Source organism: Agrococcus sp. BE272, from assembly GCF_031457935.1.
Taxonomy (GTDB): domain Bacteria; phylum Actinomycetota; class Actinomycetes; order Actinomycetales; family Microbacteriaceae; genus Agrococcus; species Agrococcus sediminis.
Genome location: NZ_JAVDXL010000002.1, coordinates 236,179 through 261,066, shown reverse-complemented (window position 1 = coordinate 261,066; position 24,888 = coordinate 236,179). Strand labels below are relative to the sequence as shown.

Here is a 24,888-nt window from a genome sequence, read left to right as displayed (position 1 = left end):
GGCGCGGCAGTACGGTCGCCGCGTGCCACTCCCGCAGCGCCCGCCGGCCACCGGATCGCTCGAAGCGCTGCGTCGCGCGCACCGGGGCGCGATCGCGCTGCCGGAGGACGACGGCTACGACGAGCAGCGCGCCCCGTGGAACCTGGCCGTCGAGCAGCGGCCCGCCGCCGTCGCCCATCCGCGGGACGTCGACGACCTGCGCGCGCTCCTCGTCGCGGCGCGCGACACCGGGGCGACCGTCGCCGTGCAGCCGTGCGGCCACGGCGCCACCGCGGCGCTCGACGGCGCGATCCTCACCCGCATGGCCGCCTTCGACCGGCTCGAGGTCGATGCGCGCGCCCGCACGGCGACGATCGGCGCGGGCGTGCCGTGGGCTCGGGTCATCGAGGCGCTCGACGGCACCGGGCTCGTCGTGCCGTCGGGCTCGAGCCGCGTGGTGACCGCCGCGGGCTACCTGCTCGGCGGCGGGCACTCGCTGCTCAGCCGCTCCACCGGGCTCGGCGCGCAGTCGCTGCGCGCCGCGTGGATCCTGCGGCCGGACGGCACGCACGAGCGCGTCGACGACGCATCCGACCCCGACACGATGTGGGCGATGCGCGGCGCCGGCGGCGTGGTGGGCATCGTCACGGCGCTCGAGCTCGACCTGCGCCCGGCGCCGGGGCTCGTGGGCGGCTCGATGGTGTTCGCCGAGGCCGACGGGCCGGCGGTGCTGCGCGCCGTGCGCGACGAGGCCGTCGACGCGCCGCGGGGCCTCAACGTCGCCGTCAGCTCGATGCGCGTGCCGGATGCGCCGATGGTGCCCGAGGCGGTGCGCGGGAAGCGCTTCATGAGCGTCGACGTCATTGCGATGGATGCGTCGGACCTCGGCGCGCTCGACGCCTTGCGTGCCGCCGCGACGCCCGTGCAGGAGCGCGTCGGCCCGACCTCCCAGGTGGTCCTCGCGGCCGCATCCATGGAGCCCGAGGAGCCCTCGCCGAGCCGCGGCACCGCGACCGCCCTCGATGGGCTCGACGACGCGACGATCGACGCGCTGCTCACGTGGCGGGCGCTGCCGGAGCAGGCGCCGCTGCTCGGCATCGCCATCCGGATGCTCGGCGGCGCGCTGGACGCGCCGTCTCGGCCCGCGTTCGCCTCGCTCGAGGGCGCCGCGTGGCTCACGATGGGACTCGCGCCGCTCCTGCCCGGCGTGCCGGCCGAGCCGGGCGACGCGAGCCTCGCCGGCCTCGACGCGCTGCTGCGGCCCGCCGCGTCGACGAGGCTCGTGCCGACCTTCCTCTCCCCCGGCGCGACGCTCGACGCGTGCGCCTCCCCCGCCGACCTCGCGAGGCTGCGGGCGATCCGCGACGCCGCCGACCCGCACGGCGTGCTGCACGAATGGCGCCTGCCCCGCTGAGGCCGGACGCGCGAATCGCGCCGAACGTTGGGATGTGGTTCGGGCTCCGCAGACCTACCGTGATGCCATGAGAAGCATCGTGCTGGCCGGCTGCGTCGCCGCCGCTGTCGTCTTCGCCGTCGCGGGCTGCGCGGCGAACCCCGGGGCGAGCCCCGGCACCGAGCCCACCGCATCCGACTCCCCCACCGCGCCCGCGCCGCCGGTCGTGACGGGCGAGGAGGCGCAGGCCCGCCTCGCCGACCTGCCGATGCCGAGCGCGGTCGAGCCGCTGATCGCGATCGGCACCGTGCTCGAGGGCGCCGACGGCACGCCGATGCTGTGCCTCGGTGCGGTGGCGGAGTCGGCCCCGCCCCAGTGCGCCGGGCCGGCGCTCGCCGGCTGGGACTGGGCGGCGGTCGAGCACCAGGAGACGTCGGGCGTGCGATGGGTGCAGGGCGTCGCGATGCAGGCGACCTACGACGCCGAGTCGCAGACCGCGACCCAGGTCGGCGAGCTGCTCGACCTCGCCGCCATCACGCTGCCGGCGATCGAGCACCCGACGGGCGACCTCGACGAGGCGACGATCGCCGCGGTGCAGGAGGACCTCATGACCCTCGACCGGCCGGATGTGCTGGGGCAGTTCGGGCTGGACGGCATCGTCGTGCTGCAGGTGCTCTACGACGACGGCTCGATGCAGGCGGCCGTCGACGACATCTACGGCGAGGGCGTCGTCTCCCTGGAGTCGGCCCTCCGCTGACCCCGCTCCCGCTGGTCGAGCCCCACCTCCCGCTGGTCGAGCCGCCGGCTCACCCCACCTCCGCTGGTCGAGCCGCCGGCCGCAGGCCGGCGAGTCGAGACCATCCGTCGCGCCCCTACCGGCGCGCCGAGTCGCCATCCACAGGCCGTCGCACCGCCCGCCCAGCCCCGCGCATCCACCTGCCAGCCTCAAGCGCATGGGATGGGTGTACATGCTCCGCTGCCGCGACGGCAGCTACTACGTCGGGAGCACGCGGGATCTCGATGCGCGCCTCGATCTCCACCGGCGCGGTCTCGGGGCGCAGTACACACGGCACCGCCTGCCGGTGGAGCTGGTCTGGTGCGAGGGCCTCGAGAGCATCGCCGACGCGTTCGCGATGGAGAAGCGGATCCAGGGCTGGAGCAGGGCGAAGCGGGAGGCGCTGATCCGCGGCGACTTCGCGGAGATCTCGCGGTTGGCGCATGTGCGGGGCGGGCGGCAGGCGCGGGAGTGAACGGGCGCTCGCCCGGGGGATCTCCCCCGGCGAGTGGTCTCGACTCGTCGGCCTGCGGCCGACGGCTCGACCAGCGGAGTGGGCCATCCGCCCGGGTGGTCTCGACTCGTCGGCCTGCGGCCGACGGCTCGACCAGCGGAGGGAGGCTCGACCAGCGGAGGGGTGGAGCCGACCGCTCGACCAGCGGAGGTAGCGGGGGCAGCGGGGGCGAGGGGCTACGCGTCGACGGGCTCGCGCTCGCGCGTCGTGCGCTGCCCGACGACCGCCGAGACGCCGTCCTGCCGCATCGAGACGCCGTAGAGCGCATCCGCGATCTCCATCGTGCGCTTCTGGTGCGTGATGATGATCAGCTGCGAGCTCTCGCGCAGCTGCTCGAAGACGGTCAGGAGGCGACCCAGGTTGGCGTCGTCGAGCGCCGCCTCGACCTCGTCCATGATGTAGAACGGGCTCGGCCGCGCCTTGAAGATCGCCACCATGAGCGCCACGGCCGCGAGCGACCGCTCGCCGCCCGAGAGCAACGAGATGCGGTCGATCTTCTTGCCGGCGGGCCGCACCGTCACCTCGACGCCGGTGTTCAGCAGGTCGTCGGGGTCGGTGAGCGCGAGCGCGCCGGAGCCGCCCGGGAACAGGATCGGGAAGACCTCGGTGAACGCCGCCTTCGTGTCCTCGAAGGCCGCCGCGAAGATCGACTCCATCGTCACGTCGAGGTCGGCGATGATCTGCTCGAGGTCCTTGCGGGTCTTCGCGAGGTCGGAGAGCTGCTCGGTGAGGAACGTGTGGCGCTGCTCGAGCGCCGCGAACTCCTCGAGCGCGAGCGGGTTGACGCGGCCGAGCCGCGCGAGCTTGCGCTCGGCGTCCTGCAGCCGCGCCTGCTCGGCCTTGCGGTCCCAGCCCTCCTCCGGCGCGTGCTCGGCGACCAGCACGGCCTCCTCGAGCCCCAGCTCGCTGCCGGCGCGCTCGAGCAGGTTCGACAGGTGCAGCCGCTGCTCGTACGTCTCCATCTCGGCGACGTGCACGTGCTCGGTGAGCTCCTGCAGCCGCTCGCGCAGCACGGCCTCGTCGCGCCGCAGCCGCCCGAGCTCCTCGTTGCGGTCGCGCCGGGCGGCCTCGCGCTCGGCGAGCACCGCGCGCGCCTCCTGCACCGAGCGCTCGGCGACGCCGAGCACCGGCGGGATCGCCGCGAGCACGCGCGACGCCTGCTCCCGCTGCCGCTCGCGCAGCACCGCGCGGCGCGCGGCCTCCTCGGCGCGCGCGCGCTGCGCCTCGACGTCGCGCTCGAGCGCTGCCGCGCGCGCGAGCTCGGCCCGCACGCGCTCCCGCGCGGTCTCGAGCTCGACGCGCAGGTCGGTCTCGGCGCCCCGCGCCGCCTCGAGCTCGGCCAGCAGGCCGTCCCGGGCGGATGCGTCGAGCATCGGCCGGGGCTTGTCCTGGAAGCGCTCGAGGGCGAGCTCGGCCGCCTCGACGGCTCGCCGGGCCTCGTCGATGCCGCCGCGCGCCTCCGCGAGCGCCGCGGCCGCGCGGTCGTGCTCGCCGGTGGCCGCCTCCAGGCGCGCGCGAGCCCGGCTGCGCTGCTCGCCCCGCGCCGCCGACGCCGCATCGTGGGCGCGGAGCGTCTCGAGCGCCTCGGCTGCCGCGCGCTTCGCCTGCTGGTGGGCCTGGCGGGCGTCCTCGAGCGCGCCCGCCTCGCGCTCGATCGCGGCCCGGAGCTCGTCGAGCCGCTCGATGGCGGCGTCGCGCTCGGCGAGCAGCTCGAGCCGCGACTGCGCGTCGTCCGAGCCGCCGCGCATGAGGTACTCGCTCACGTAGTCGCCGCGCCGCGTGACGATCGTCACCGGGGCACCGAGCTCGAGCGCCGCGATGCGGGGCCCGGCGTCGCGCGCGGCCTCGATCGTGTCGACCACGAACGTGAACGCGAGCACGCCGAGCACGCCGGCCGGCGCATCCACCACCGTCGGCGCGTGCACGGCGCCCTCGACCTCGGGCACCTCGGGGCGCATCGGCACCGCGTCGCCGACGACGGCCTCGATGCGGCCGAGGCCCGCGTCGTGCGCGTGCTCGATCGCCGCGGCAGCGGCATCGCGCGTCTCGGCGAGCACGGCCTCGCCGAGCGTGCCGAGCGCAGCCGCGATGGCCGCCTCGAAGCCCTTGCGCACCTTCACGCGCTCGGCGACGAGCCCGGTGACGCCAGCGATGCCGGCGTCGAGCAGGCCGGCGGATGCGTTGCCCGTCTCGAGCGCGGACGTCAGGGCCGACGTGCGGGCGGCGAGGGCGTCGCGCTCGCGCTCGACCGCGTGCAGCGCGTCGCGCCGCTCGTCGAGCGCGGCCGAGAGGGCGGCCTGCGCCTCGTCGGCGTCGCGGTAGGCGCCCGCGAGCGACTCCGCGTCGCCCGCCTCCTGCTCGTCGCCGAGCGCGCCCGCGGCCTCGGTCGCCTCGGCGAGCCGCTGCCGGGCGTTCGCGAGCGCGGTCTCGCGGCGCGCGACCTCCGCCTCCCGGGCGGCGAACGTCGACTGCGCGACCTCGACCTTCGAGCGGTGCCCCGCGGCCTCCAGGTCGTGCTTCGACACGAGCGCCGCCTGCGCGGCGATCTCCTCGTCGAGCGAGTCGAGCTCGGCGCGGGCGAGGGCGGTCGCGGCCGCCGCCTTGCCCAGCCGGCCCTCCGCATCCGCCACCCGGTCGCCGAGCGCGGCGGCCTCGTCGCGCGCGGCCCGCACCATGTCGGGCGTCACGAGCGGTGCAGCGTCTCCGAGGTCGGGCGCCTCCTCGAGCAGCGCGAGGCGCTGGCCGGCGAGCGCGTGCAGCGACTGCAGGCGCGAGAGCTCGCGCTCGAGGCCGTGCGCGACGGTGCGGGCGCGGTCGACGTCGTCGCCGACCATGGATTCCTCGATGCGGCCGGCGCGCAGCCGCGCCTGCTCGAGCTGCTCCTGCAGCACGATGCGCTCGGACTTCCGCTCCGACTCGGAGCGGGCGGCCGACTCGAGCTGGGCGCGCAGGCCCAGCACCTCGTCGGCGATGAGCCGGGCGCGCGCGTCGCGCACCGTCGCCTGGATGGTCGCCGCCTCCTTGGCGATCTCGGCCTGCTGGCCGAGCGGCTTCAGCTGCCGCCGGATCTCGCCCGCGAGGTCCTGCAGGCGCGTGAGGTTGGCCTGCATCGCGTCGAGCTTGCGGAGGGTCTTCTCCTTGCGGCGACGGTGCTTGAGGATGCCGGCGGCCTCCTCGATGTAGCCGCGGCGGTCGGCCGGCGTCGCCTGCAGCACGTTGTCGAGCTGGCCCTGACCGACGATGACGTGCATCTCGCGGCCGAGGCCGGAGTCGCTCAGCAGCTCCTGCACGTCGAGCAGCCGGCACGACTCGCCGTTGATCGCGTACTCGCTCCCGCCGTTGCGGAACAGGGTGCGCGAGATCTGCACCTCGGCGTACTCGATCGGCAGCGCGCCGTCGGCGTTGTCGATCACGAGCTCGACGTGCGCGCGGCCCAGCGGACCCGAGGTCGCCGTGCCGGCGAAGATGACGTCCTCCATCTTGCCGCCGCGGAGCGTCTTCGCCCCCTGCTCGCCCATCACCCACGCGAGCGCGTCGACGACGTTGGACTTGCCGGAGCCGTTGGGGCCGACGACGCACGTGACGCCCGGCTCGAACTGGAAGGTCGTGGGGCGCGCGAACGACTTGAAGCCCTTGACGGTGAGGGTCTTGAGGTGCATGCGGCTCCCGGGTCGTGCTCAGGCCACCGTAGCCGCGCGGTGGCTCGTTGCGCGCCAGGCGCGCGCGCGGCTAGTCTGCAAGGCTGCCCGCCGGCACGGTGCCGGTGCGAGCGGCGGAACCCCATGCAGATCGACATCCGCCCCTTCCCGCTGCCCGCGAGCCCCGACGAGCCCGGCGAGGCCGGCGAAGCGCTTCGTCGCTCGCACGAGTTCAACGAGCGCAGCAACGTGCTCCGCTACACCGAGGGCGTCTACGTGAACACGCTCGTCGAGCACCTGGCGTCGCTGCGACCCACCCATGACGGCCGCGTCGACCGCCTGCTGGCCTGGGACGGCGACGACCTCGTCGGGGTGCTCACGATGTACGCGCGGCTGCTGGACTCGGTCGACATGACGGAGGTGACGGTCGAGCCCGAGCCCCGGCTGCCGCTCGACGCGCAGCGCGAGGTGGCGGAGGCGCTCGTCGCCCGCGCGCACGAGGAGGCGGCCCGCGACGGCCGCACGACGATCGTGGTGTCGGCGATCGGCGCGGCGAACGGGCCCGTGACGGCGCGGACCGGCTTCGGCGGCGCCGACCCGTCGGAGCCCGGCACCGCGCCGCTCGTCGCGCGCGGCTACGAGCTCGAGCAGGTCTACCGCGTCTCGGTCGCCGAGCTCGCGGCGCTGCCCGACCTCGACGAGCGGCACGCTGCGGCGCTCGCACGGGCGAGCGCGTACGAGCTCGTGCGCTGGCAGGGCGAGACGCCTGCGGAGCACCGCGAGAGCATGCGCGCGCTGCACGAGCGCATGTCGATCGACGCCCCGGTCGCCGGGCTCGCCCTGGAGCCCGAGACGTGGGACGACGAGCGGCTCGCGGCGTTCGAGCAGTCGAAGCAGGAGGGCGGGCGCACGCTCCTGACCGTCGCCGCCCGCGAGCGCGCGACGGGCGAGCTCGCCGGCTTCACGACGCTCATCCTGCCCACGAGCGGCGCGACCGCGCGGCAGCACGACACGCTCGTCACGACCCCGCACCGCGGCCACGGCCTCGGCATGCTCATGAAGCTCGACAACCTGCTGCGCCTGCGCGAGCTGCGGCCCGACCTCGTGCGGGTCGTGACCTGGAACGCCGAGGAGAACCGTCCGATGCTCGCCGTGAACGAGGCATCCGGGTTCCTGCCCGTCGCCTACGAGGCGCAGTGGCAGTGGAAGGAGCAGCAGCCGTGACCGGCCACCGCGAGCTCGAGTGGATCGAGCTGCAGCGCCCCGCCGACGACTTCGACGAGCCGGCGCTCGCGCTCGTCGCGCGCTACGCCGACACCGCCAACCGCGTGACGCAGCACTTCTGGGGCGACGAGGCGTTCGACACGACCGTCGACGAGCTCGTCGCGAAGCTGCGCCACGACGAGGACTCGATCTCGCGCCGCTTCCTCATCGTCGAGGACGGCGTCGACGTGGCCCGCTGCGTCGCCGCGATCGGCCGCGAGGAGGGCGCGCGGGCCGCGTACCTCTCGGCGTGGGTCGTGCCCGAGGCGCGCGGCCGCGGCATCGGGCGGGCGCTCATGGAGCGCCTCGAGCGGGTCGGGGCCGAGCTCGGCGCTACGAGCCTGCAGGTGTGGGTCGACCACCGGCCGCCCGCCGAGGGCGACGCGGGCCTCGCGCCCGAGAGTGGGCACGGCGCGATCGCGGCCGACGCGCCCGCCCACCTGCTCACCTCCCTCGGCTACCGCCTCGAGCAGGTCGAGCGCATCTCCGAGCTCGACGTCGAGCGGGCCCGGCACGAGCTCGAGCGGCACCGGGCGGATGCGTCGGCGCACGCGGGCGAGGCCTACGAGGTGCGCTCGTGGGAGGGCGCGACGCCGCCGGAGCTGCGCGATGCGATGGCCGCGCTGCACGCCCGCATGGCGACCGACGCCCCGGCCGCGGGCCTCGACGTCGACGAGGAGACGTGGGATGCGGCCCGGCTGCAGCGCTACGAGGCCGAGATGGCCGAGGCCGGCCAGACGCCGCTGCAGGCCGCCGCGCTCCACCGCGCGACGGGCGAGGCGGTCGCGTTCACGATCCTGGTGCTGCCGGAGCCCGGCAAGCCGGCCTTCCAGGAGGACACGCTCGTGCACGCCGACCACCGCGGGCAGCGGCTCGGCATGCTCGTGAAGGCCGAGAACCTGCTGCAGCTCGGCCGCCGCCACCCCGACCGCACCCGCGTCATCACCTGGAACGCCGAGGAGAACCGGCCCATGCTCGCCGTCAACGAGGCGCTCGGGTTCGCGCCGATCGGCGTCGAGGGCGGCTGGCAGCGGCGGCTGCGCGCCGGCGACGAGGTGGGCACAGCCGCGCCTGGCACGATGAGCGCATGACCGACGCCGCCCCGAAGGCCCAGCCCGACGCATCCACGACCGGCATCGCCGCCGAGCTGCGCGAGGCGGTCGTGCGGGGCCTGACGCGCCCGCGCGCGTACCGCGAGCAGCAGCTCGACGCGCTCGGGCGGATGCTCGTGCAGCACGTGAGCGCGTGGGAGTCGGCGCTGCGCGACGACCTCGGCAAGAGCGCGATCGAGGCGCACCTGAGCGAGATCGGCTTCACGATCGCCGAGGCGCGCCACGCGCGCCGGAGCCTGCGCCGGTGGATGGCCGCGACGCCCGTGCCGGTGCCGGTCGCGCTGCAGCCGGCGAGCGCGCGGATCGTGCCCGAACCGCTCGGCGCGACGCTCGTCATCGCGCCGTGGAACTACCCGCTGCAGCTCGCGCTCGGTCCCGTCATCGGCGCGATCGCCGCCGGCAACGCCGTCGTCATCAAGCCCAGCGAGCTCGCCCCGGCGACGTCGCGGCTGCTCGCGACGCTCGTGCCGCAGTACCTCGATCCGCGCTCGGTGCGCGTCGTCGAGGGCGGCGTGCCCGAGACGACGGCGCTGCTCGAGCAGCGCTGGGACCTCATCTTCTACACCGGCAACGGCCGCGTCGCGCGGATCGTCGCGGCCGCGGCGGCGAAGCACCTGACCCCGACGGTGCTCGAGCTCGGCGGCAAGAGCCCCGTCTACGTGCACCGCTCCGCCGACATCCCGGCGGCGGCCCGCCGGATCGCCTGGAGCAAGTGGCTGAACGCCGGCCAGACGTGCGTCGCGCCCGACCACATCCGCGTCGACCGCGAGGTGGAGGCCGAGCTCGTCGAGGAGCTGCGCCGCGCGACCGCCGAGCAGCTCGGCGACGCGCGCACCTCGCCCGACTACGCGCGCATCATCAGCGCCGCCCACGCCGAGCGCCTGCAGGGGATGCTGGCAGACGGCACCGTCGTCACCGGCGGCGAGGTCGACGCCGAGGCCCGCTACGTCGCGCCGACGATCCTCACCGACGTCGACGAGTCGGGGGCGGCGATGCAGGAGGAGATCTTCGGCCCGATCCTGCCCGTGCTCCCCGTCGACGGGGTCGACGGCTTCCTCGAGACGATGCGCGGCGCCGACAAGCCGCTCGCGCTGTACGTCTTCGCCCGCGACGCCGACGTGGTGCGTCGCGTCGAGCGCGAGACCTCGTCGGGCGCGGTCGGCGTCAACGTCGCGCTCGCCCAGTACGGCGCGCGCACGATCCCCTTCGGCGGCGTCGGCGAGAGCGGCTCGGGCACGTACCATGGGCGGCACTCGTTCGAGGCGTTCAGCCACCGCAAGCCTGTGTTCTCGAAGCCCACCGCCATCGACACGCTGCGGATGGTCTACCCGCCGTTCACGCCCTGGCGAGAGCGGCTCACGCGCCGGCTGATGGGCTGACGGCGCCTCAGCGGTTCAGCGCTTGGGCGCGATGTGCGCTGCGGCCCAGCCGACGAGCGGCTGCAGGTCGTCCACGGTGTCGAAGAGGGCGTCGAGCAGGCCCGGGCCGGAGGCGTCCGCCGGCGACAGCTGCCGCCTGGCCGTGAGCCACTTGCGGCGCAGCAGCGCGATGCGCGGGTGCGCCGGGTCGACGCCGCGCGGCGCGGTCTTCAGCTGCTCGCCGCCGAGGTCGTACCCAGCCTGCTCGAGGTCGGCGACGATGCGCTCGAGCTCGGTGCCGGGCGCGGCCGCCTCGACCGCCGCCCGGTAGGCCTTCGTGAACGTCGCGTCGCCGAAGAAGCCGCCGCCGAGCGAGACGCCCGAGGCGTCGAGGTTGACGAACCAGCCGATGCCGGGCGCGCGCTGCGCGAAGAGCCCCTGCCGCGTCTTGTACGGCGTCTTGTCGTGGCTGAAGCGCACGTCGCGGTACGGCCGGTAGAGCTTGACGGCGCTCGCGATGGGCTCGAGCTCCTCGGCGAGCGCCTCGAACGGCGCGCGCACGGCCGCGTCGTAGCGCGGCTTGTTCTCCTGCCACCACGGCTTCTCGTTGTGCGCCTCGAGCTCGCGGTAGAAGGCGAACGCGTCGGGGGTGAATCCTTCGAAGGCCATCCCTCGAGCCTACGCGCGGCCGCCTCTGCCGGCGCCGTCAGGCGGCGATGCCGCGGGGCCTGCGCTGGCAGCGCGGGCAGCGCGTCGACGAGCGGTTGGCCCACGGCTCGCGCACCATCGTCGCCCCGCAGCGCGGGCACGGCAGGCCGCCGCGGCCGTAGGCGTTCAGGCGGTGCTCGAAGTAGCCGGCCTGGCCGTTGACGTTCACGTACTGCGCGTCGAACGACGTGCCGCCCTCGGCGAGCGCCTGCTCGAGCACGTCGCGCACGTCGGCGAGCAGCGCGAGCGCCCGCGCCTGCGTCAGCCGCTCCCCCGGCGTCGCGTAGTGCAGGCGGCTGCGCCAGAGCGCCTCGTCGGCGTAGATGTTGCCGATGCCCGACACGAGCGTCTGGTCGAGCAGCGCCGCCTTCACGCCCTGCCTGCGGCGGCGGAGGCGCCGCGCGACCGCGGATGCGTCGAAGGCGGGGTCGACCGGATCGAGCGCGATGTGCGCGGCCTGGTCGGGCACGCCGTCGACGAGCGGGCGCACGGCGAGGCCGCCGAAGATGCGCTGGTCGGCGAAGCGCACCTCGAGCGGACCGCGACCGGCAGCGTGCAGCGACGGCTGATCGAGGAGCAGGCGGATGCGCGTGTGGCGGTCGGCGGGCGCGCCGACCTCCCGCACCAGCAGCTGGCCGGACATCCCCAGGTGCGCGAGGAGCGCATCCGTCATGCCCGGGCCCCGGCCGCCGTCGGGCCCGTCGGCCGGGCCATCCCCAGGGGCGCCGAGCAGCGGCACCCACAGGAACTTGCCGCGCCGCGCGGGCGCGCCGAGGGTGCGGCCGACGAGGGCGGCCTCGAAGGCGGCGGCGTCGCCGGGGTGGCGGGCGATCGAGCGGCTGTCGAGCACCTCGACGCCCTCGACCCGGGCGCCGGTGACGGCGGGCGCGAGGCCCGCGCGCACGACCTCGACCTCGGGCAGCTCCGGCACGTCAGGCGCCCGGGGCGGCCGGAGCCGCCTCGGCGGTGAGGCGGCCGTGCGCGGCCAGCGCTGCCGCCATCTCGGCGACCTTCTTGCTCGTGCCCGTGCCCTCGGCGACGACCTCGCCGTCGATCCGCACCCGCGCGGCGAACGTGCGGGCGTGGTCGGGGCCGGTCGCCTCGAGCTCGTAGACGGGCGCGCCCATGCCGAGCGCGGCCGCGACCTCCTGCAGCGCCGTCTTCGGGTCGAGCGCGGCGCCGGTGCGGCCCGGATCGTCGAGCAGCGGGCCGACGAGGCGCAGCACGAGGTCGGCGGATGCGCGGTGGCCGGCGCTCAGGAATGCGGCGCCGAAGAGCGCCTCCATGGTGTCGGCGAGGATCGACGCCTTGCCGGCGCCGCCCGACGCGGCCTCGCCCTTGCCGAGCAGGATGTGCTCGCCGAGCCCGATCGCGCGCGCGACCTCGGCGAGCGCGACCGTCGACACGACGCCGGCGCGGCGCTTCGCGAGCTCGCCCTCGGTCGAGTCGGGGAATCGGCGGTACAGCTCGATCGTGATCGCCTGGCCGAGGATCGAGTCGCCGAGGAACTCGAGGCGCTCGTTGTGCGGCACGCCGCCGTGCTCATAGGCCCAGGAGCGGTGCGTGAGCGCCAACGACAGCAGCTCGGGGTCGATGTCGACCCCGAGCTGCTCGAGCAGTCGGCGCTGGCCCGCGGGAACCGCGTGGTCCGTCATGCGACGAAGGATCCGCGAGGGATCAGACGTCGGCGACCCTGCGGCCCTTGTACTCCATGTACAGCGGCGTGCCGGCCGAGTCCTCGACGACCTTCGCGCGGTGCGGGAGGCTGTAGACGGTCTTGCCGCCCTCGACGGTCTTGACCAGCTTGGGCGCCTCGGCCTTCCACTGCGAACGGCGCGCACGGGTGTTCGACCGCGACATCTTCCTCTTGGGAACAGCCATTGCTCACTCCTTCTTCGACGCCTGGGCGTCATCATCCGACGGTTCGTCGGCTACGTCTTGTGCGAATCCCTGGAGTGCTGCCCATCGCGGATCGATGGTCTCCTCCGGCACGAGATCGGTGCCCGGCTCGAGCCGCTCCCCTGTCTCAGGATCGAGCCCTGAGCAGTCCGGTCGGTCGACCGGCTGGAACGGCAGCGCCAGCACGACCGCGTCCCTGACTACCGGAAGGAGGTCGACAGTTTCGTCGACCACGAGATAGTCGGATTCCGACGCACCATCATACGCGAAGAGCTCGAGGAAGTCGACATCGACGTCCAGGTCGAACTCCGCGAGGCAGCGCGCGCAGGTCGCAAGGGCGGTGACGGAGGCCGTGCCCGTGGCGAGGATGCCCTCGTGGACGCTCTCGAGGCGCACGTCGAGGTCGATCGGCTGGTCGGGCAGCACCGCGGCGAGGCCCTCGCCGACCTTCTCCCCGAAGGGGGCGGTCTCCTCGACCTCGCGCATCCGGCCCGGCTTGTGCACGATGTCGCGCACGCTGAGCGCGAACGGGTGGGGGGTGGCCATGCCTCCAGTCTACGTGCGGCGCGGAGGTGCTCCCGCCGCGCCCGCCTCCTCCCCTCGCCCCGCTCGCCCTCACGCCACTGGTCGCGCCGCGGCGCCGCCGCTTCCGCTCCGCTGGTCGAGCGCGGCGCCGCCGAAGGCGGCACCGCGAGTCGAGACCACTCCGCGGGTTGCCCGCCCGCTCCCCTCCTCCCGCTTGGTCGAGAAGCACGCGGTCGCAGCCCGCTCGCGTCACGAGACCACGTGCGGTCGGCAGCGGGGTGGTCTCGAGACGGCCGGCTCCGCCGGCCTCCTCGACCAGCGGATGGGGGGCGGATGCCATGTCAGTGCCCCGTGGTTCCATGCCTGCATGGACGGCGACTGGGGCCTCGACGCGGAGGACTACATCGCGTCGATCCGCGCCGGCGCGATCGACCCGTACGGGCGCACCGCGGCCGAGCTCGAGGACGAGCTCGCGGCGTTCGACCGCGACTGGGGCGAGCGGCTCGCGGCGCTCACGCCCGACGAGCTCGAGGCGGTCATCGAGGGCCGCATGCAGGTCCCGCCGCTGCCCGGCCCGGCCGAGTCCGAACGCGCCGCCTGGCTGCGCCGCGAGGAGCAGTTCACCGGCCAGATCAAGGCGCTGCAGGCGCAGCGGGCGCGACTCGAGGCGCGCGAGCGGGAGCTGCTCGCCGCGCGCTTCCAGCGCGTCCGCGACGAGGGCGGCGAGGTCGTCACCGCGCTGCGGGAGGCGGCGTCGCTGCTCGCGGCGGAGCTGCGGCAGTCCGACCGGGCCGTCGAGCGGCGGATCACCGACGCGTGGCAGACGGTGACCGAGCTGCCCGCCGCCCACGAGGCCCACAAGTGCGGCCGCATCTCCGCCGGCCACCTCCGCGTCATCGAGCAGGCGACCCACCCGCTGCGCAGCGACGTCGACGCCGACCAGGCCGAGCGCGCCCGCGTCGAGCGGGAGCTCGTCGCGATCGCCGAGACGACCACGCCCGCCCGCCTGCGGTCGCGGTCGAAGCGGATCGTCGACCAGGCGCTCACCCAGCCGCTGCAGCAGCGGCACCGGGCGGCGATGGAGCGGCGCGACGTGTGGATGGTCGACGCCGGCGACGGGATGGTCGACATCGGCGCCCGCGTGCCCGCGATCGTCGGCGCCGGCATCTTCGACCGGCTCACGCAGGCCGCTCGATCGAAGCCGAAGGACGACCCGCGCACCTGGGACCAGTTCCGCGCCGACGCGTTCTGCGAGCTGCTCCTCACCGGCCAGACGCCGGATGACCTGCACGCGACCAACGCACTGACGGCCACCGTCGCGATCACCGTGCCCGCGACCGAGCTGCTGCGCGACACCGACGACGCGGACGAGCCGCAGCTGCGATTCCCGGCGCTGCTCGACGGTCGCGTGCTGGTCGACCCCGCCACCGTGCGCACGCTCGCGGCGGACACCGCCACCTGGGAGCGGCTCTTCACCCATCCGGTCACCGGGCTGCCCGTCACCGTCGACACCTACACGCCCAACCGCGCCCAGCGACGATGGCTCCGCGCGCGGGATGGCCGCTGCCGCTGGCCTGGGTGCGGCAACCCCGTCTCCCGCGCCGACCTCGACCACACGATCGACCACGCTGCGGGCGGGCCGACGAGCATCGAGAACTTGGCGCACCTCTGCCGAAGGCACCACACCATGAAGCACTCGACACGATGGAGCGTCCGGCAGCTGTCCGACGGCGTGCTCGAGTGGACGACACCCCTCGGGAAGGTCATCCGCGACGAACCGGAACCGCAGGGCCCGGCCTTCGCTGAGCGCGACCCGGTCTGGGGACTTCCCGTCACCTCCGGCACCGCACCACCCGGCGTCCCGCCACCCTTCTGAGCCTCGTGGGTTGCGCGGGCGCGGCAGCCCCGGCAGATCAGGCGAGCGACAGCACGAACGACAGCACGAAGCCCGCTGCCGTGCTCATCGCGACGGCTGGCCCTCCGTGCTCGTAGGCCTCCGGCATCAGCGTGTCGGCCAGGGATGCGATGACCGCGCCCGCCGCGAAGGCGAGCGGCAGCGAGATGGTCTGCTCGTCGACCACCGCGAGGGGGCCGGCGCCGAGCACCACCCCGCCCACGAGCAGCAGCGCACAGACCGACCACAGCCCCAGGATCTTGCCCCTCGACAACCCCTGCGCGCGCATCGACGACGCACCGACGAGCGCTTCCGGCAGGTTCGAGACGAAGATGGCGGCGAGCAGCGCGAGCCCCCCGGAGCCTTCGCTCAGAGAGACGCCCATCGCGACGTTCTCCGGCACGCCGTCGAGCGTGACCGCGGCGAGCAGCGCCAGCCCCGCCGCACCCCGCGTCGTCGCCTTCGTCGCCGGGCGATCGGACGCCGCCGCGTCCGTGTCGAGCTTCGCGCTCCCCGGGTGCTCGTCCGCCGCCTTCCCCGTGCCCGGCTGCGCGGCCCGGTCGAGCAGCGCACTCAGCAGCGTGAAGACGAGCGCGCCGACGAACAGGCCGATCGCCGCGCGCCAGATGCCGCCCTTCTCGAAGGCGTCCTCGAAGAGCTCGAACGCGAGCGCCGTGATGAGCGCGCCCGCCGCGAACGAGAGCAGCACGGCGAGCAGCCGCTTCGGCAGCTCGAACCGCACGCCGATCAGCGCGCCGATGATCAGCGCGCTCGAGGCGATGGCGCCGAACAGCAGAGACTGCCCCATGCGGTCAGGGTACGACCGAGGCGGCCGGCGTGGGGGACGGATCCCGTCGCGGCTCGAGGGCGGGTGTCGGTGCCATGATGCTCACGTGTCAGCGACCCGCGCCGTGCCCCTCGCGCTCATCGGCTGGCTCGTGTGCGTCGAGCTCACGAGCGGCGTGCTGCAGGGCTGGTACGTCACCCTCACCCCAGACATCGCCCGCCACCTGTCGGTCACCGATGCCGACGTCAACTGGTTCGAGGCCGGGCAGCTGCTGCTGTCGGCGCTCATGGTGCCCGTGCTCGCCAAGCTCGGCGACATGCAGGGCCACAAGCGCATGCTGCTGCTCTCGACCGTCATCACCGCCGCCGCGAGCTGGTGGATGGCGTTCTCAGGCGACTTCTGGAGCTACCTCATCGCCTTCTCGCTCCAAGGCGCGTACTCCGTGTGGCTGCCGCTCGAGGTCGCCCTCATCTTCGACCGCGGCCGTCGCGCCGGCGCCGCCGCCTCGACCACCCGCCGTGCCGCGGGCCTGCTCGTCATCGCGCTGCAGGCGGGCGCGATCCTCGGCGCCCTCGGCTCCGCGGTCGCGCTGGGCGCCTTCGACGAGGCGATGAGTCCGACGCTCATGGTGCCCGCTGCCATGGTGACGCTGACGTTCTTCGCGATCCTCTGGGGCGTGCCGGAGTCCGAGCCGCTCCCGGGCCGCAGCCTCGACGCCGGCGGCTTCGTGCTGCTCGCGCTCTCGCTCCTCACCATCACCTCCGGCCTCACGTTCCTCAAGATCGGTGGGGCGGATGCGTGGTGGGGCTGGGCCGTCATGCTCGTCGGCGTGGCGCTGCTGCTGCCGTTCGGCCGCTGGGTGCTCGGCCGCGACGACCCGGCGATCGACCTGCGCGTCATGCGCCGGCCCGAGATGTGGCCCGTGCAGCTCACCGCGGGGCTCGTCGGCGTCAGCCTGCTCGGCGCGCAGACGCCGCTCGCCACCTACGCCGGCACCGACCCGGCGCTCGGCTACGGCCTCGGGCTCGACGCCTCCGGCCGCTCGATCCTCATCGGCGTCTACCTGCTCTCGCTCATCGTCGGCGCAGGCCTCCTCGCGGCGCTGTCGGCGCGCATCCGTCCCCGGCTGCTGCTCATCGTCGCGGCGACGCTGGTCGGCGTCGGCTACCTGCTGCTCGTGCCCTTCCACCTCGAGGTGTGGCAGGTCTTCGCCTGCATGGCGATCGCCGGCGTCGGATCCGGCGCGCTCGTCGGCGCGCTGCCGGCGGCCGCGGCGGCCGCAGCGCCGCGCGGGCAGACCGGCGTCGCAGCGGCCATGACGAACACCACGAAGACGATCGGCGGCTCGTTCGCGTCGTCGGTCTTCGCGATCGTGCTCGCGGTCGGCGCGATCGGCACGGCCGCGAGCATCGGCGGCTACATCGTCGTCTGGATCGTGTGCGGCGTCACCGCGCTCGTCGCAGCCGCGGGACTCATCGCCGTGCCGCGCCTCGCCTTCGCCGACCCCGAGCCCGAGCCGGAGATCGCGCCCGCAGCATCGACCCGGTGACCCCTGACACCCCGACGCCCCGACGGCCTGAGGAGGACCCATGCCGCTCTACGCAGTGCTGATCTACGCCGACGACTCCGCGCACGCGCTCGACGCGAGCGAGGCCGACCTCGCCGAGCCCGACGGGCACGGCGACGAGCTCGCCGCATCCGGCGCCATGCGCGCGGCCTACGCGTTCACACCGCGGGCGCTCGCCAAGGCGATCCGCCCCGACGGCGTCGCCGACGGCCCGTTCATCGACGCACCCCAGGCGGTCGCCGGCGTGTACGTCATCGAGGCGGCCGACGAGGCTGCCGCGCTCGCGATCGCCGGCACCAACCCGGTCATCCGCGGCAGCGGCGGGGTCGAGGTGCGCCTCGTGCACAGCGGCGGCACCATCCCGCAGCCGTAGCCGGCCCCCGCACGGCGCGGGGCGAGCGCTCAGGCCTTCGCCTGCAGCGGCCCCTTGTGCACCATCCACGGGTGCGTCTGCGCGACCGGCTTGATGATGGTCTCGTCGACCGACACGTGCCCGGGCAGGGCGAGGATGTCGGTCATCACCTGGGCGACGTCGTCGGCCGAGAGCGGGTCCTGCACGTCCTTGTAGACGGCGTCGGCCTTCGCCCGGTCGCCGCCGAAGCGCACGAGGCTGAACTCCTCGGTCCACACCATCCCGGGCGCGACCTCCATCACCCGGATCGGCTCGCCGTGCAGCTCGAGCCGCAGCACGTCGACGAGCTGCTTCTCTGCCGACTTCGCGGCGTTGTAGCCGGAGCCGTTCTGGTACGCGACGGTCGCCGCGATCGACGTGACGACCATGATCTCGGCGTAGCCGCCATCGGCCGTCGACGCGCGCAGCAGCGGCAGCACCGCGTCGATGACGCGCTTCGTGCCGATGACGTTCGCCTCGAACATCCACCGCCAGTCCTCGATCGTCGTCTCGGCGAGCGGCGCGGCGCCCTTCGCCCCGCCCGCGACCTGCACGAGCCCGGTGGGGCGGAACGCGGCAGCCGCGTGGGCGAGCCGCTCGATGTCGGCCTCGTCGGTCAGGTCGGCCGAGAGCACCTCGCAGCCGGTCTCCGCGCGCAGCGCCTCGAGCCGCTCCGCCCGGCGCGCGACGGCGAGTACCGTCCAGCCGCGCGCGACCGACTGCCGCACCACCGCCTCCCCGATGCCGCTCGACGCCCCCGTGATGATCAGCCGCTTCTCGCTCATGCCGCCATGCAAGCATCCGACGGCCGCCCGGCGCCACTCGGCGGCCCCGCCCGGCAGGACCGCGCCCGCGCCCGAGTGTTACGCCGCGCGTCGCACCCGCCTGGCGCGCAGCGCCCGGACGGCGCACGCTGGAGCACGACCTGAGCCCCAGCCCACCCGAGGAGACCGCCATGAGCGACTGGAAGTTCGAGACCCTGCAGGTGCACGCGGGCGCGCAGCCCGACCCCACCACCAAGGCGCGCATCACGCCCGTCTACCGCACCACCTCCTACGTGTTCGACAACGCCGACCACGCCGCCCGCCTGTTCGGCCTCGCCGAGTTCGGCAACATCTACTCGCGCATCATGAACCCGACCAACGAGGTCGTCGAGCAGCGCATCGCCGCGCTCGAAGGGGGCAGCGCCGCCCTCCTCCTCGCCTCGGGCCAGGCCGCGACCACCTACGCGATCCTCAACATCGCGAACGCCGGCGACCACATCGTCTCGTCGTCGTCGATCTACGGCGGCACCTACAACCTCTTCCACTTCACGCTGCGGAAGCTCGGCGTCGAGGTGACCTTCGTCGAGGACCAGGACGACCTCGACGAGTGGCGCCGCGCCATCCGCCCCAACACCAAGGCGCTGTTCGCCGAGACGATCGGCAACCCGCGCATCAACCTGCTCGACATCGCGGGCGTCTCGAGCGTCGCGCACGACGCCGGGGTGCCGCTCATCGTCGACAACACGATCGCGACGCCGTACCTCATCCGCCCGCTCGAGCACGGCGCCGACATCGTCGTGCACTCGGCGACGAAGTTCCTCGGCGGCCACGGCTCCGTCGTCGCCGGCGCCATCGTCGACGGCGGGCGCTTCGCGTGGTCGGCGTCGGACAAGTTCCCGGGCCTCACGACGCCCGACGAGTCGTACCACGGCGTCACCTTCACCGAGGCGCTCGGCGACGCGATCGCGTACATCATCAAGGCGCGCGTGACGCTGCTGCGCGACGTCGGCGCATCCTCCTCCCCCGACACCGCGTGGCAGCTGCTGCAGGGCATCGAGACGCTCTCGCTGCGCCTCGACCGCCACGTCGCGAACGCCACCGCCGTCGCGCAGTTCCTGCAGGCGCACCCGCAGGTGACGCAGGTGCACTACGCGGGCCTCCCGTCGAGCCCGTGGCACGAGCGCGGCCAGCAGATCGCGCCGCGCGGCACCGGCGCGGTGCTGTCGTTCGAGCTCGCCGGCGGCGTCGAGGCGGGCAAGGCGCTCGTCGAGTCGCTCGAGCTCTTCAGCCACCTGGCGAACATCGGCGACGTGCGCTCGCTCGTCATCCACCCGGCCTCGACGACCCACGCGCAGCTGACGCCCGAGCAGCAGCTCACCGCCGGCGTCACCCCGGGCCTCGTGCGCCTCTCGGTCGGCATCGAGCACGTCGACGACCTCATCGCCGACCTCGGCCGCGGCCTCGAGGCGGCCGCCGCGAAGGCGGCGGAGCTCGACGCGGCCGCGGCCTGAGACCGGGCGGAGGCGGGCACCCGTGGACTGGCAGCTGAGCGACGACGCCCAGCCCGCCGCCAGGGTGCCCGCCTCCCGGCTCGCCGACCCCGCATCCACCCACGCCGCCGCGACCGACGCGCGCCCCGTGCCGGTCACGGGCGCCTGGCGGCCCGGCGACGACCCTGGCGACCGGCGCTTCGCCCGCATCGGCGACCTCGCGGTCGAGGCGGGCGGCACGGTGGCGGATGCCGTGCTCGCCTACGAGACGTGGGGTCGCCTCGACGAGCGGCGCGGCAACGCCGTGCTCGTGCTCCACGCGCTCACGGGCGACAGCCACGTCCGCGGCCCCGCCGGCCCCGGGCACGCGACCGCCGGCTGGTGGGAGGACGTCGTCGGCCCGGGCCTGGCGATCGACACCGACCGATTCTTCGTCGTCGCCCCCAACATGCTGGGCGGCTGCCAGGGCTCCACGGGGCCCGCCTCGCTCGACCACGACGGCGTCGAGTGGGGCTCCCGCTTCCCGCGCGTCACGATCCGCGACCAGGTGGAGGCGCAGCGCCGCCTCGCCGACGCGCTCGGCATCGAGCGCTGGCACGCGGTCGTCGGCGGCTCGATGGGCGGCATGCACGCGCTCGAGTGGGCGATCGAGCACCCCGAGCGCGTCGGCAGCGCGGCGCTGCTCGCCTCGAACGCGGCGACGAGCGCCGACCAGATCGCCCAGAACACGCTGCAGATCGAGGCCGTCACGACCGACCCGGGCTGGCTCGGCGGCGACTTCTACGACCTGCCCGGCCACGCGGGCCCCGCGCGCGGGCTCGCCCTCGCGCGCCGCATGGCGATGCTCGGCTACCGCTCGCCGCACGAGCTCAACGAGCGCTTCCGGCGCGAGTGGCAGTCGAGCGTCGACCCGCTCCACGGCGGCCGCTTCCAGGTCGAGTCGTACCTCGACGTGCACGGCAACCGCTTCACGCGCCGCTTCGACGCGGGCTCCTACGTGCGGCTCGTCGACGCGATGAGCACGCACGACGTCGGGCGCGGCCGCGGCGGCGTCGAGGCTGCGCTCGAGCGCGTCACCTCACCGGCGCTCGTCGTCGGCATCACGAGCGACCGGCTCTTCCCGGTCGCCGATCAGCAGCGGCTCGCGGCCGGGCTCCCCACGAGCGTCTCGGGCCCCGAGCCCGTCGTGCTCGAGAGCGGCTTCGGCCACGACGCCTTCCTCATCGAGTCCCGCCGCGTGGGCGACCTGCTCGCGACGCTCCTCGGCTGAGACGGCGAACGGCCCGCGCCGCGCGGCCCGCAGCAGCATCCACACCGCCCCGACGAGGATGCCGACGTGCACGAGGTTCCGCACCGTGAGCAGCAGCACGGCCGCCGGATGCGCGACCACGAGCCAGTCGTAGGTCCAGGGGAACTGCACCTGGGTGAGCACCGCGACGAGCGCGATCGCCCCGACGCCCCGCCAGTGCCGGCGCGCGCCCGCCTCGGCGAGCAGCAGCGCGGGCACGACGAGCCACAGGACGAACTGCGGCGAGCCGACCTTGTTCGTGACGATGAGCGCCGCGACCATCGCCACCGCGAGCCACACGATCGCCTCGCGCCCGTGCGAGCGACGCACCGCGATCGCGCCGACCGCGCACAGCAGCACCACGACCGCCACGAGCACTGGCGTCGCGAGCGCCGAGACCGTGCGCACGCCGTCGCCGCCCACCTGGAACGTCCAGATCTGGCGGTCGAAGAACACGAGCGCCTCGTCGACCGTCGCCGCCCACATGTACGGGGTCGCCGCGATCGCCTCGATCTGCAGCCCGCGGTCCTCCTGCTGCGTCAGGAACGACAGCGGATGCTCCGACCCCAGCAGGAGCGCGACGCCCAGCACGCCCGCCGACACGAGCGCGCCCGCGGCGAGCACGCGCATCCGCTCCCGCCGCGCGATCAGCATCGCGAGGTAGAGCACGCCGGGCCACACCTTCATCCACGCCGCGACCGTGAATGCCGCCGCCGCGATGCCCGGACGGCCCCCGCGCAGCACCGCGAGGCCGATGATGCAGACCGCGACCGCGACCGTGTCGATCCGGCCGAGCGCGACGGGCCCGAGCGCGAGCTGCAGCCCGAGCCACGTCCACGCCATCGTGCGCCCGCGCGGCACGTCGAGCAGCATGCGCAGCGCGACCGCGTCGATGGCCGTCACCATGAGCATCCACACGAGCGGCAGCGCATCCGGGCCCAGCACGTCGGCCACGAGGATCGGCGCCCACGCCAGCAGCGGGTACACCCACGGCACGTCGACCCCGAGCCACTCCCCCTGCTCGCCGCGCTCCACCCACGACGGGTAGACGTAGAGCACGTCGCCGTAGGCGTCAGAGACGCTCGGGATGGAGAGGATCGCGAGCAGCGCGTGCACGCCCCCGAACGCGAGCCACAGCCACGCCCGGTCGCGCGTCAGAAGAGCCTCCTCGTGGCGTCGCGGACCTCGCCGACGAGCTCCTCGATGATGTCCTCGAGGAACAGCAGGCCGGTCGTCGCGCCCTCCGCGTCGAACGACCGCGCGATGTGCGCACCCGTCGAGCGCATGATCGCGAGCGCGTCCTCGACATCCGACTCCTCGTAGATCGAGGCGAGCTGGCGGATGCGCTTGGCCGGCACGGGCTCGTCGGCCTGCACGTCGTCGGCGCCCAGCACGTCCTTGATGTGCACGTAACCGGTCGGGTGGCCCTCGGCGTCGGAGATCACGTAGCGCGAGAAGCCGCGCTCGCGCACGGCCGCCTCGACGTCGCCGGGCGTCGCCCCCGCGGGCAGCGTGACGATCTCGTCGAGCGGCAGCGCCACGTCGCGCACCCGGCGCTCGGTGAACTCGAACGTGCGCGAGATGGCGCCCGTCGGGTCGAACAGCAGCCCCTCGCGCTTCGAGGTCTCGACGATCGTCTCGACCTCGTCGATCGTGAAGGTGCTCGACGCCTCGTCGACCGGCTCGACGCGGAAGAGCCGCAGGATGCCGTTCGCGACCGCGTTCATCAGCCAGATGACGGGCTTGAACACGCGCGAGATGAGCACGAGCGGCGGGGCGAGCAGCAGCACCGCGCGGTCGGGCACCGAGAACGCGGCGTTCTTCGGCACCATCTCGCCGAGCACGACGTGCAGGTACGTGACGAGCAGCAGCGCGATCACGAACGCCACGACCGAGACGACCTCGGGCGCGAGGCCCGTGAACGCGAGCGGCCCCTCGAGCAGGTGGTGGATCGCCGGCTCGGAGACGTTGAGGATGAGCAGCGAGCAGATGGTGATGCCGAGCTGGCACATCGCCAGCATGAGCGAGACGTGCTCCATCGCCCACAGCGCGAGCTTCGCGGCGCGGTTGCCGCGGTCGGCGAGCGGCTCGATCTGGCTGCGCCGCGCCGAGATGACGGCGAACTCGGCGCCGACGAAGAAGGCGTTCGCGATCAGCAGGATCACGAGCCAGAGGATGCCCAGCCAGTCCTCGCTCATCGGTGCCCCTCCTCGGTCGCGGTCGGCCTCGCGGTGAACCGCACGCGGTCGACGCGGCGGCCGTCGACGCGCTCGACGCGCAGGCTGCCGCCCTCGACGTCGACCGTGTCGCCGACGGCGGGCAGCGAGCCCAGCTCGGCCATGATGAAGCCGCCGATCGTCTCGTAGGGGCCGTCGGGCGGCACGGCGACGCGCGTGCGCTCGAGCAGCTCGTCGGGGCGCAGCGAGCCCGGGAACGTCACCCATCCGGGGCCCTGCACGACCTCGACGAGGTGGCGGTCGTGCTCGTCGGCCACCTCGCCGACGACCTCCTCGATGAGGTCCTCGAGGGTCGCGATGCCGGCGGTGCCGCCGTACTCGTCGACGATGATCGCCATCTGGTAGCCGCGCTCCTTGAGGTCCGACAGCAGCGCGTCGAGGTGCAGCGACTCCGGCACGCGGTGCGGCTCCTCGGCGATCGCGGCGACCGGCACGTCGGCGCGGCGATCGCGCGGCACGGCGATCGCCTGCTTGATGTGGGCGATGCCCTGCACCTCGTCGAGGTCGCCGTCGATGACGGGGAACCGCGACAGCCCGGTCGCGTGCGCGAGGGCCACGAGGTCGGCGACCGACTCGGAGCGCTCGATCGCCTGCACGCGCGGGCGGGGCGTCATGACGTCGCCGGCGCTGAGCTCGGAGAAGCGGAGCGTGCGGGAGAGCAGCGTGGCCGCGCCGGCGTCGAGCGCGCCCTCCATGGCGCTGCGCCGCACGAGCGTCGAGAGCTCCTCGGCGGTGCGGGCGCCCGAGAGCTCCTCCTTCGGCTCGAGGCCGATGGAGCGCAGGATGCCGTTGGCCGAGCCGTTGAGCGCCAGGACCGCGGGCTTGAAGATCGCGGTGAAGGCGCGCTGGAAGGGGGTGACGGCGATCGCGGTGCCGAGCGGCCGCGCGAGGGCGAAGTTCTTGGGCACGAGCTCGCCGACGATCATCGACAGCACGGTGGCGCCGGTCATCGCGATCACGCTCGAGAGCGGATCCGCGAAGCCCTCGTCGAGCCCCCACGAGACCAGCACGGGCGTGAGCTGGCGCGAGATGGCCGGCTCCATCGTGTAGCCGGTGAGCAGCGTCGTGAGCGTGATGCCCAGCTGCGCGCTCGAGAGGTGCGTCGAGGTCTGGCGAAGCGCCTTGATCGTGCCCTCGAGCCGGCCCTCGCCGCGGGCGCGGCGCGCCTCGAGCTCGGAGCGGTCGAGGTTGACGAGCGCGAACTCGCTCGCCACGAAGAGGCCGGTCCCGATCGTGAGCACCACGCCGATGGAGATGAGGATCGCATCCATCAGCGGATCGGGTCCGGCGAGGGACTATGACTGTC

Annotated in this window: 21 protein-coding genes and 1 pseudogene; 11 read left to right on the top strand and 11 right to left on the bottom strand. The window is 74.3% G+C overall.

What is annotated here, in order from left to right:
• The first annotated feature begins 22 nt into the window (after positions 1-22).
• The 3 genes from J2X49_RS07630 (at position 23) to J2X49_RS07620 (ending at position 2,622) form a co-directional block, all read left to right on the top strand.
• The gene (locus J2X49_RS07630) at positions 23-1,393 is read left to right on the top strand and encodes an FAD-binding oxidoreductase (protein ID WP_310124570.1); all 1,371 of its coding nucleotides are present in this window, start codon (positions 23-25) and stop codon (positions 1,391-1,393) included.
• Positions 1,394-1,460: 67 nt separating this feature from the next.
• Entirely contained in the window at positions 1,461-2,129 is a 669-nt protein-coding gene (locus J2X49_RS07625; RefSeq protein WP_310124568.1) for a hypothetical protein, read from the top strand.
• Between the two features lie 196 nt (positions 2,130-2,325).
• Entirely contained in the window at positions 2,326-2,622 is a 297-nt protein-coding gene (locus tag J2X49_RS07620) for a GIY-YIG nuclease family protein (RefSeq protein WP_310124564.1), read from the top strand.
• A gap of 215 nt (positions 2,623-2,837) precedes the next feature.
• On the opposite strand, the gene smc is transcribed toward J2X49_RS07620, so the two are convergent.
• On the bottom strand, positions 2,838-6,320 hold the full coding sequence (gene smc / locus J2X49_RS07615) for a chromosome segregation protein SMC (RefSeq protein ID WP_310124561.1): 3,483 nt from the start codon (positions 6,318-6,320) through the stop codon (positions 2,838-2,840).
• 123 nt (positions 6,321-6,443) lie between these two features.
• Here smc and J2X49_RS07610 point away from each other — a divergent pair, with 123 nt between their 5' ends.
• The 3 genes from J2X49_RS07610 to J2X49_RS07600 are packed head-to-tail and all read left to right on the top strand — an operon-like array spanning position 6,444 to position 10,053.
• Positions 6,444-7,523: a hypothetical protein gene (locus tag J2X49_RS07610; RefSeq protein WP_310124559.1), complete on the top strand. Its 1,080-nt coding sequence runs from the start codon at positions 6,444-6,446 to the stop codon at positions 7,521-7,523.
• Complete coding sequence (locus J2X49_RS07605) at positions 7,520-8,653, top strand: GNAT family N-acetyltransferase (protein ID WP_310124556.1); 1,134 nt, start codon at positions 7,520-7,522, stop codon at positions 8,651-8,653. Before J2X49_RS07610 ends, J2X49_RS07605 begins: the two co-directional genes overlap by 4 nt.
• The gene (locus J2X49_RS07600; protein ID WP_310124553.1) at positions 8,650-10,053 is read left to right on the top strand and encodes an aldehyde dehydrogenase family protein; all 1,404 of its coding nucleotides are present in this window, start codon (positions 8,650-8,652) and stop codon (positions 10,051-10,053) included. Before J2X49_RS07605 ends, J2X49_RS07600 begins: the two co-directional genes overlap by 4 nt.
• Positions 10,054-10,068: 15 nt before the next feature.
• On the opposite strand, the gene J2X49_RS07595 is transcribed toward J2X49_RS07600, so the two are convergent.
• Genes J2X49_RS07595 through J2X49_RS07575 form a run of 5 tightly spaced genes read right to left on the bottom strand, consistent with a single transcriptional unit; the run spans position 10,069 to position 13,185 of the window.
• The gene (locus tag J2X49_RS07595) at positions 10,069-10,701 is read right to left on the bottom strand and encodes a DUF2461 domain-containing protein (protein WP_310124550.1); all 633 of its coding nucleotides are present in this window, start codon (positions 10,699-10,701) and stop codon (positions 10,069-10,071) included.
• Between the two features lie 37 nt (positions 10,702-10,738).
• Positions 10,739-11,671 carry a bifunctional DNA-formamidopyrimidine glycosylase/DNA-(apurinic or apyrimidinic site) lyase gene (mutM, locus tag J2X49_RS07590; RefSeq protein WP_310124548.1) on the bottom strand — a complete coding sequence of 311 codons (933 nt, stop codon included), beginning with the start codon at positions 11,669-11,671 and terminating at the stop codon, positions 10,739-10,741.
• A gap of 1 nt (position 11,672) precedes the next feature.
• Positions 11,673-12,395 carry a ribonuclease III gene (gene rnc, locus J2X49_RS07585; RefSeq protein WP_310124546.1) on the bottom strand — a complete coding sequence of 241 codons (723 nt, stop codon included), beginning with the start codon at positions 12,393-12,395 and terminating at the stop codon, positions 11,673-11,675.
• Between the two features lie 22 nt (positions 12,396-12,417).
• On the bottom strand, positions 12,418-12,621 hold the full coding sequence (gene rpmF / locus J2X49_RS07580; protein ID WP_128190241.1) for a 50S ribosomal protein L32: 204 nt from the start codon (positions 12,619-12,621) through the stop codon (positions 12,418-12,420).
• Between the two features lie 3 nt (positions 12,622-12,624).
• Entirely contained in the window at positions 12,625-13,185 is a 561-nt protein-coding gene (locus tag J2X49_RS07575) for a DUF177 domain-containing protein (protein ID WP_128190240.1), read from the bottom strand.
• Between the two features lie 346 nt (positions 13,186-13,531).
• On the opposite strand from J2X49_RS07575, the gene J2X49_RS07570 reads away from it, so the two are divergent.
• Entirely contained in the window at positions 13,532-15,040 is a 1,509-nt protein-coding gene (locus J2X49_RS07570; protein WP_310124537.1) for a DUF222 domain-containing protein, read from the top strand.
• A 37-nt stretch (positions 15,041-15,077) separates the two neighbouring features.
• Here J2X49_RS07570 and J2X49_RS07565 read toward each other — a convergent pair whose 3' ends face one another.
• Positions 15,078-15,866, bottom strand: coding sequence for a ZIP family metal transporter (locus J2X49_RS07565; protein ID WP_310124534.1), 789 nt, complete (start codon positions 15,864-15,866; stop codon positions 15,078-15,080).
• An 85-nt stretch (positions 15,867-15,951) separates the two neighbouring features.
• Here J2X49_RS07565 and J2X49_RS07560 point away from each other — a divergent pair, with 85 nt between their 5' ends.
• Positions 15,952-17,394, top strand: a complete 1,443-nt coding sequence (locus tag J2X49_RS07560) for an MFS transporter (protein ID WP_310124531.1) — start codon at positions 15,952-15,954, stop codon at positions 17,392-17,394.
• Positions 17,395-17,434: 40 nt separating this feature from the next.
• A complete protein-coding gene (locus J2X49_RS07555; protein WP_310124528.1) occupies positions 17,435-17,785 on the top strand; it encodes a YciI family protein in 351 nt (116 codons plus the stop codon).
• 29 nt (positions 17,786-17,814) lie between these two features.
• On the opposite strand, the gene J2X49_RS07550 is transcribed toward J2X49_RS07555, so the two are convergent.
• Positions 17,815-18,588 carry an SDR family oxidoreductase gene (locus tag J2X49_RS07550; protein WP_310124526.1) on the bottom strand — a complete coding sequence of 258 codons (774 nt, stop codon included), beginning with the start codon at positions 18,586-18,588 and terminating at the stop codon, positions 17,815-17,817.
• Between the two features lie 170 nt (positions 18,589-18,758).
• On the opposite strand from J2X49_RS07550, the gene J2X49_RS07545 reads away from it, so the two are divergent.
• Entirely contained in the window at positions 18,759-20,078 is a 1,320-nt protein-coding gene (locus J2X49_RS07545) for a bifunctional o-acetylhomoserine/o-acetylserine sulfhydrylase (RefSeq protein WP_146356838.1), read from the top strand.
• A 22-nt stretch (positions 20,079-20,100) separates the two neighbouring features.
• Entirely contained in the window at positions 20,101-21,327 is a 1,227-nt protein-coding gene (locus tag J2X49_RS07540; protein WP_128189668.1) for a homoserine O-acetyltransferase, read from the top strand.
• Positions 21,328-21,621: 294 nt separating this feature from the next.
• On the opposite strand, the pseudogene J2X49_RS07535 reads toward J2X49_RS07540, so the two are convergent.
• The 3 genes and pseudogenes from J2X49_RS07535 to J2X49_RS07525 all read right to left on the bottom strand — a co-directional run.
• Positions 21,622-22,332, bottom strand: a pseudogene (locus J2X49_RS07535) (glycosyltransferase 87 family protein); the annotation flags it as partial.
• A gap of 167 nt (positions 22,333-22,499) precedes the next feature.
• On the bottom strand, positions 22,500-23,543 hold the full coding sequence (locus tag J2X49_RS07530; RefSeq protein ID WP_310124522.1) for a hemolysin family protein: 1,044 nt from the start codon (positions 23,541-23,543) through the stop codon (positions 22,500-22,502).
• The gene (locus J2X49_RS07525) at positions 23,540-24,853 is read right to left on the bottom strand and encodes a hemolysin family protein (protein ID WP_310124519.1); all 1,314 of its coding nucleotides are present in this window, start codon (positions 24,851-24,853) and stop codon (positions 23,540-23,542) included. Before J2X49_RS07525 ends, J2X49_RS07530 begins: the two co-directional genes overlap by 4 nt.
• Positions 24,854-24,888 lie beyond the last annotated feature (35 nt).

Coding starts and splice junctions, on each gene's coding strand:
- J2X49_RS07625 (WP_310124568.1), top strand. CDS start 1,461: ATGAGAAGCATCGTGCTGGCCGGCTGCGTCGCCGCCGCTGTCGTCTTC.
- J2X49_RS07620 (WP_310124564.1), top strand. CDS start 2,326: ATGGGATGGGTGTACATGCTCCGCTGCCGCGACGGCAGCTACTACGTC.
- smc (WP_310124561.1), bottom strand. CDS start 6,320: ATGCACCTCAAGACCCTCACCGTCAAGGGCTTCAAGTCGTTCGCGCGC.
- J2X49_RS07610 (WP_310124559.1), top strand. CDS start 6,444: ATGCAGATCGACATCCGCCCCTTCCCGCTGCCCGCGAGCCCCGACGAG.
- J2X49_RS07600 (WP_310124553.1), top strand. CDS start 8,650: ATGACCGACGCCGCCCCGAAGGCCCAGCCCGACGCATCCACGACCGGC.
- J2X49_RS07595 (WP_310124550.1), bottom strand. CDS start 10,701: ATGGCCTTCGAAGGATTCACCCCCGACGCGTTCGCCTTCTACCGCGAG.
- rnc (WP_310124546.1), bottom strand. CDS start 12,395: ATGACGGACCACGCGGTTCCCGCGGGCCAGCGCCGACTGCTCGAGCAG.
- rpmF (WP_128190241.1), bottom strand. CDS start 12,621: ATGGCTGTTCCCAAGAGGAAGATGTCGCGGTCGAACACCCGTGCGCGC.
- J2X49_RS07575 (WP_128190240.1), bottom strand. CDS start 13,185: ATGGCCACCCCCCACCCGTTCGCGCTCAGCGTGCGCGACATCGTGCAC.
- J2X49_RS07570 (WP_310124537.1), top strand. CDS start 13,532: ATGGACGGCGACTGGGGCCTCGACGCGGAGGACTACATCGCGTCGATC.
- J2X49_RS07565 (WP_310124534.1), bottom strand. CDS start 15,866: ATGGGGCAGTCTCTGCTGTTCGGCGCCATCGCCTCGAGCGCGCTGATC.
- J2X49_RS07555 (WP_310124528.1), top strand. CDS start 17,435: ATGCCGCTCTACGCAGTGCTGATCTACGCCGACGACTCCGCGCACGCG.
- J2X49_RS07550 (WP_310124526.1), bottom strand. CDS start 18,588: ATGAGCGAGAAGCGGCTGATCATCACGGGGGCGTCGAGCGGCATCGGG.
- J2X49_RS07545 (WP_146356838.1), top strand. CDS start 18,759: ATGAGCGACTGGAAGTTCGAGACCCTGCAGGTGCACGCGGGCGCGCAG.
- J2X49_RS07530 (WP_310124522.1), bottom strand. CDS start 23,543: ATGAGCGAGGACTGGCTGGGCATCCTCTGGCTCGTGATCCTGCTGATC.
- J2X49_RS07525 (WP_310124519.1), bottom strand. CDS start 24,853: ATGGATGCGATCCTCATCTCCATCGGCGTGGTGCTCACGATCGGGACC.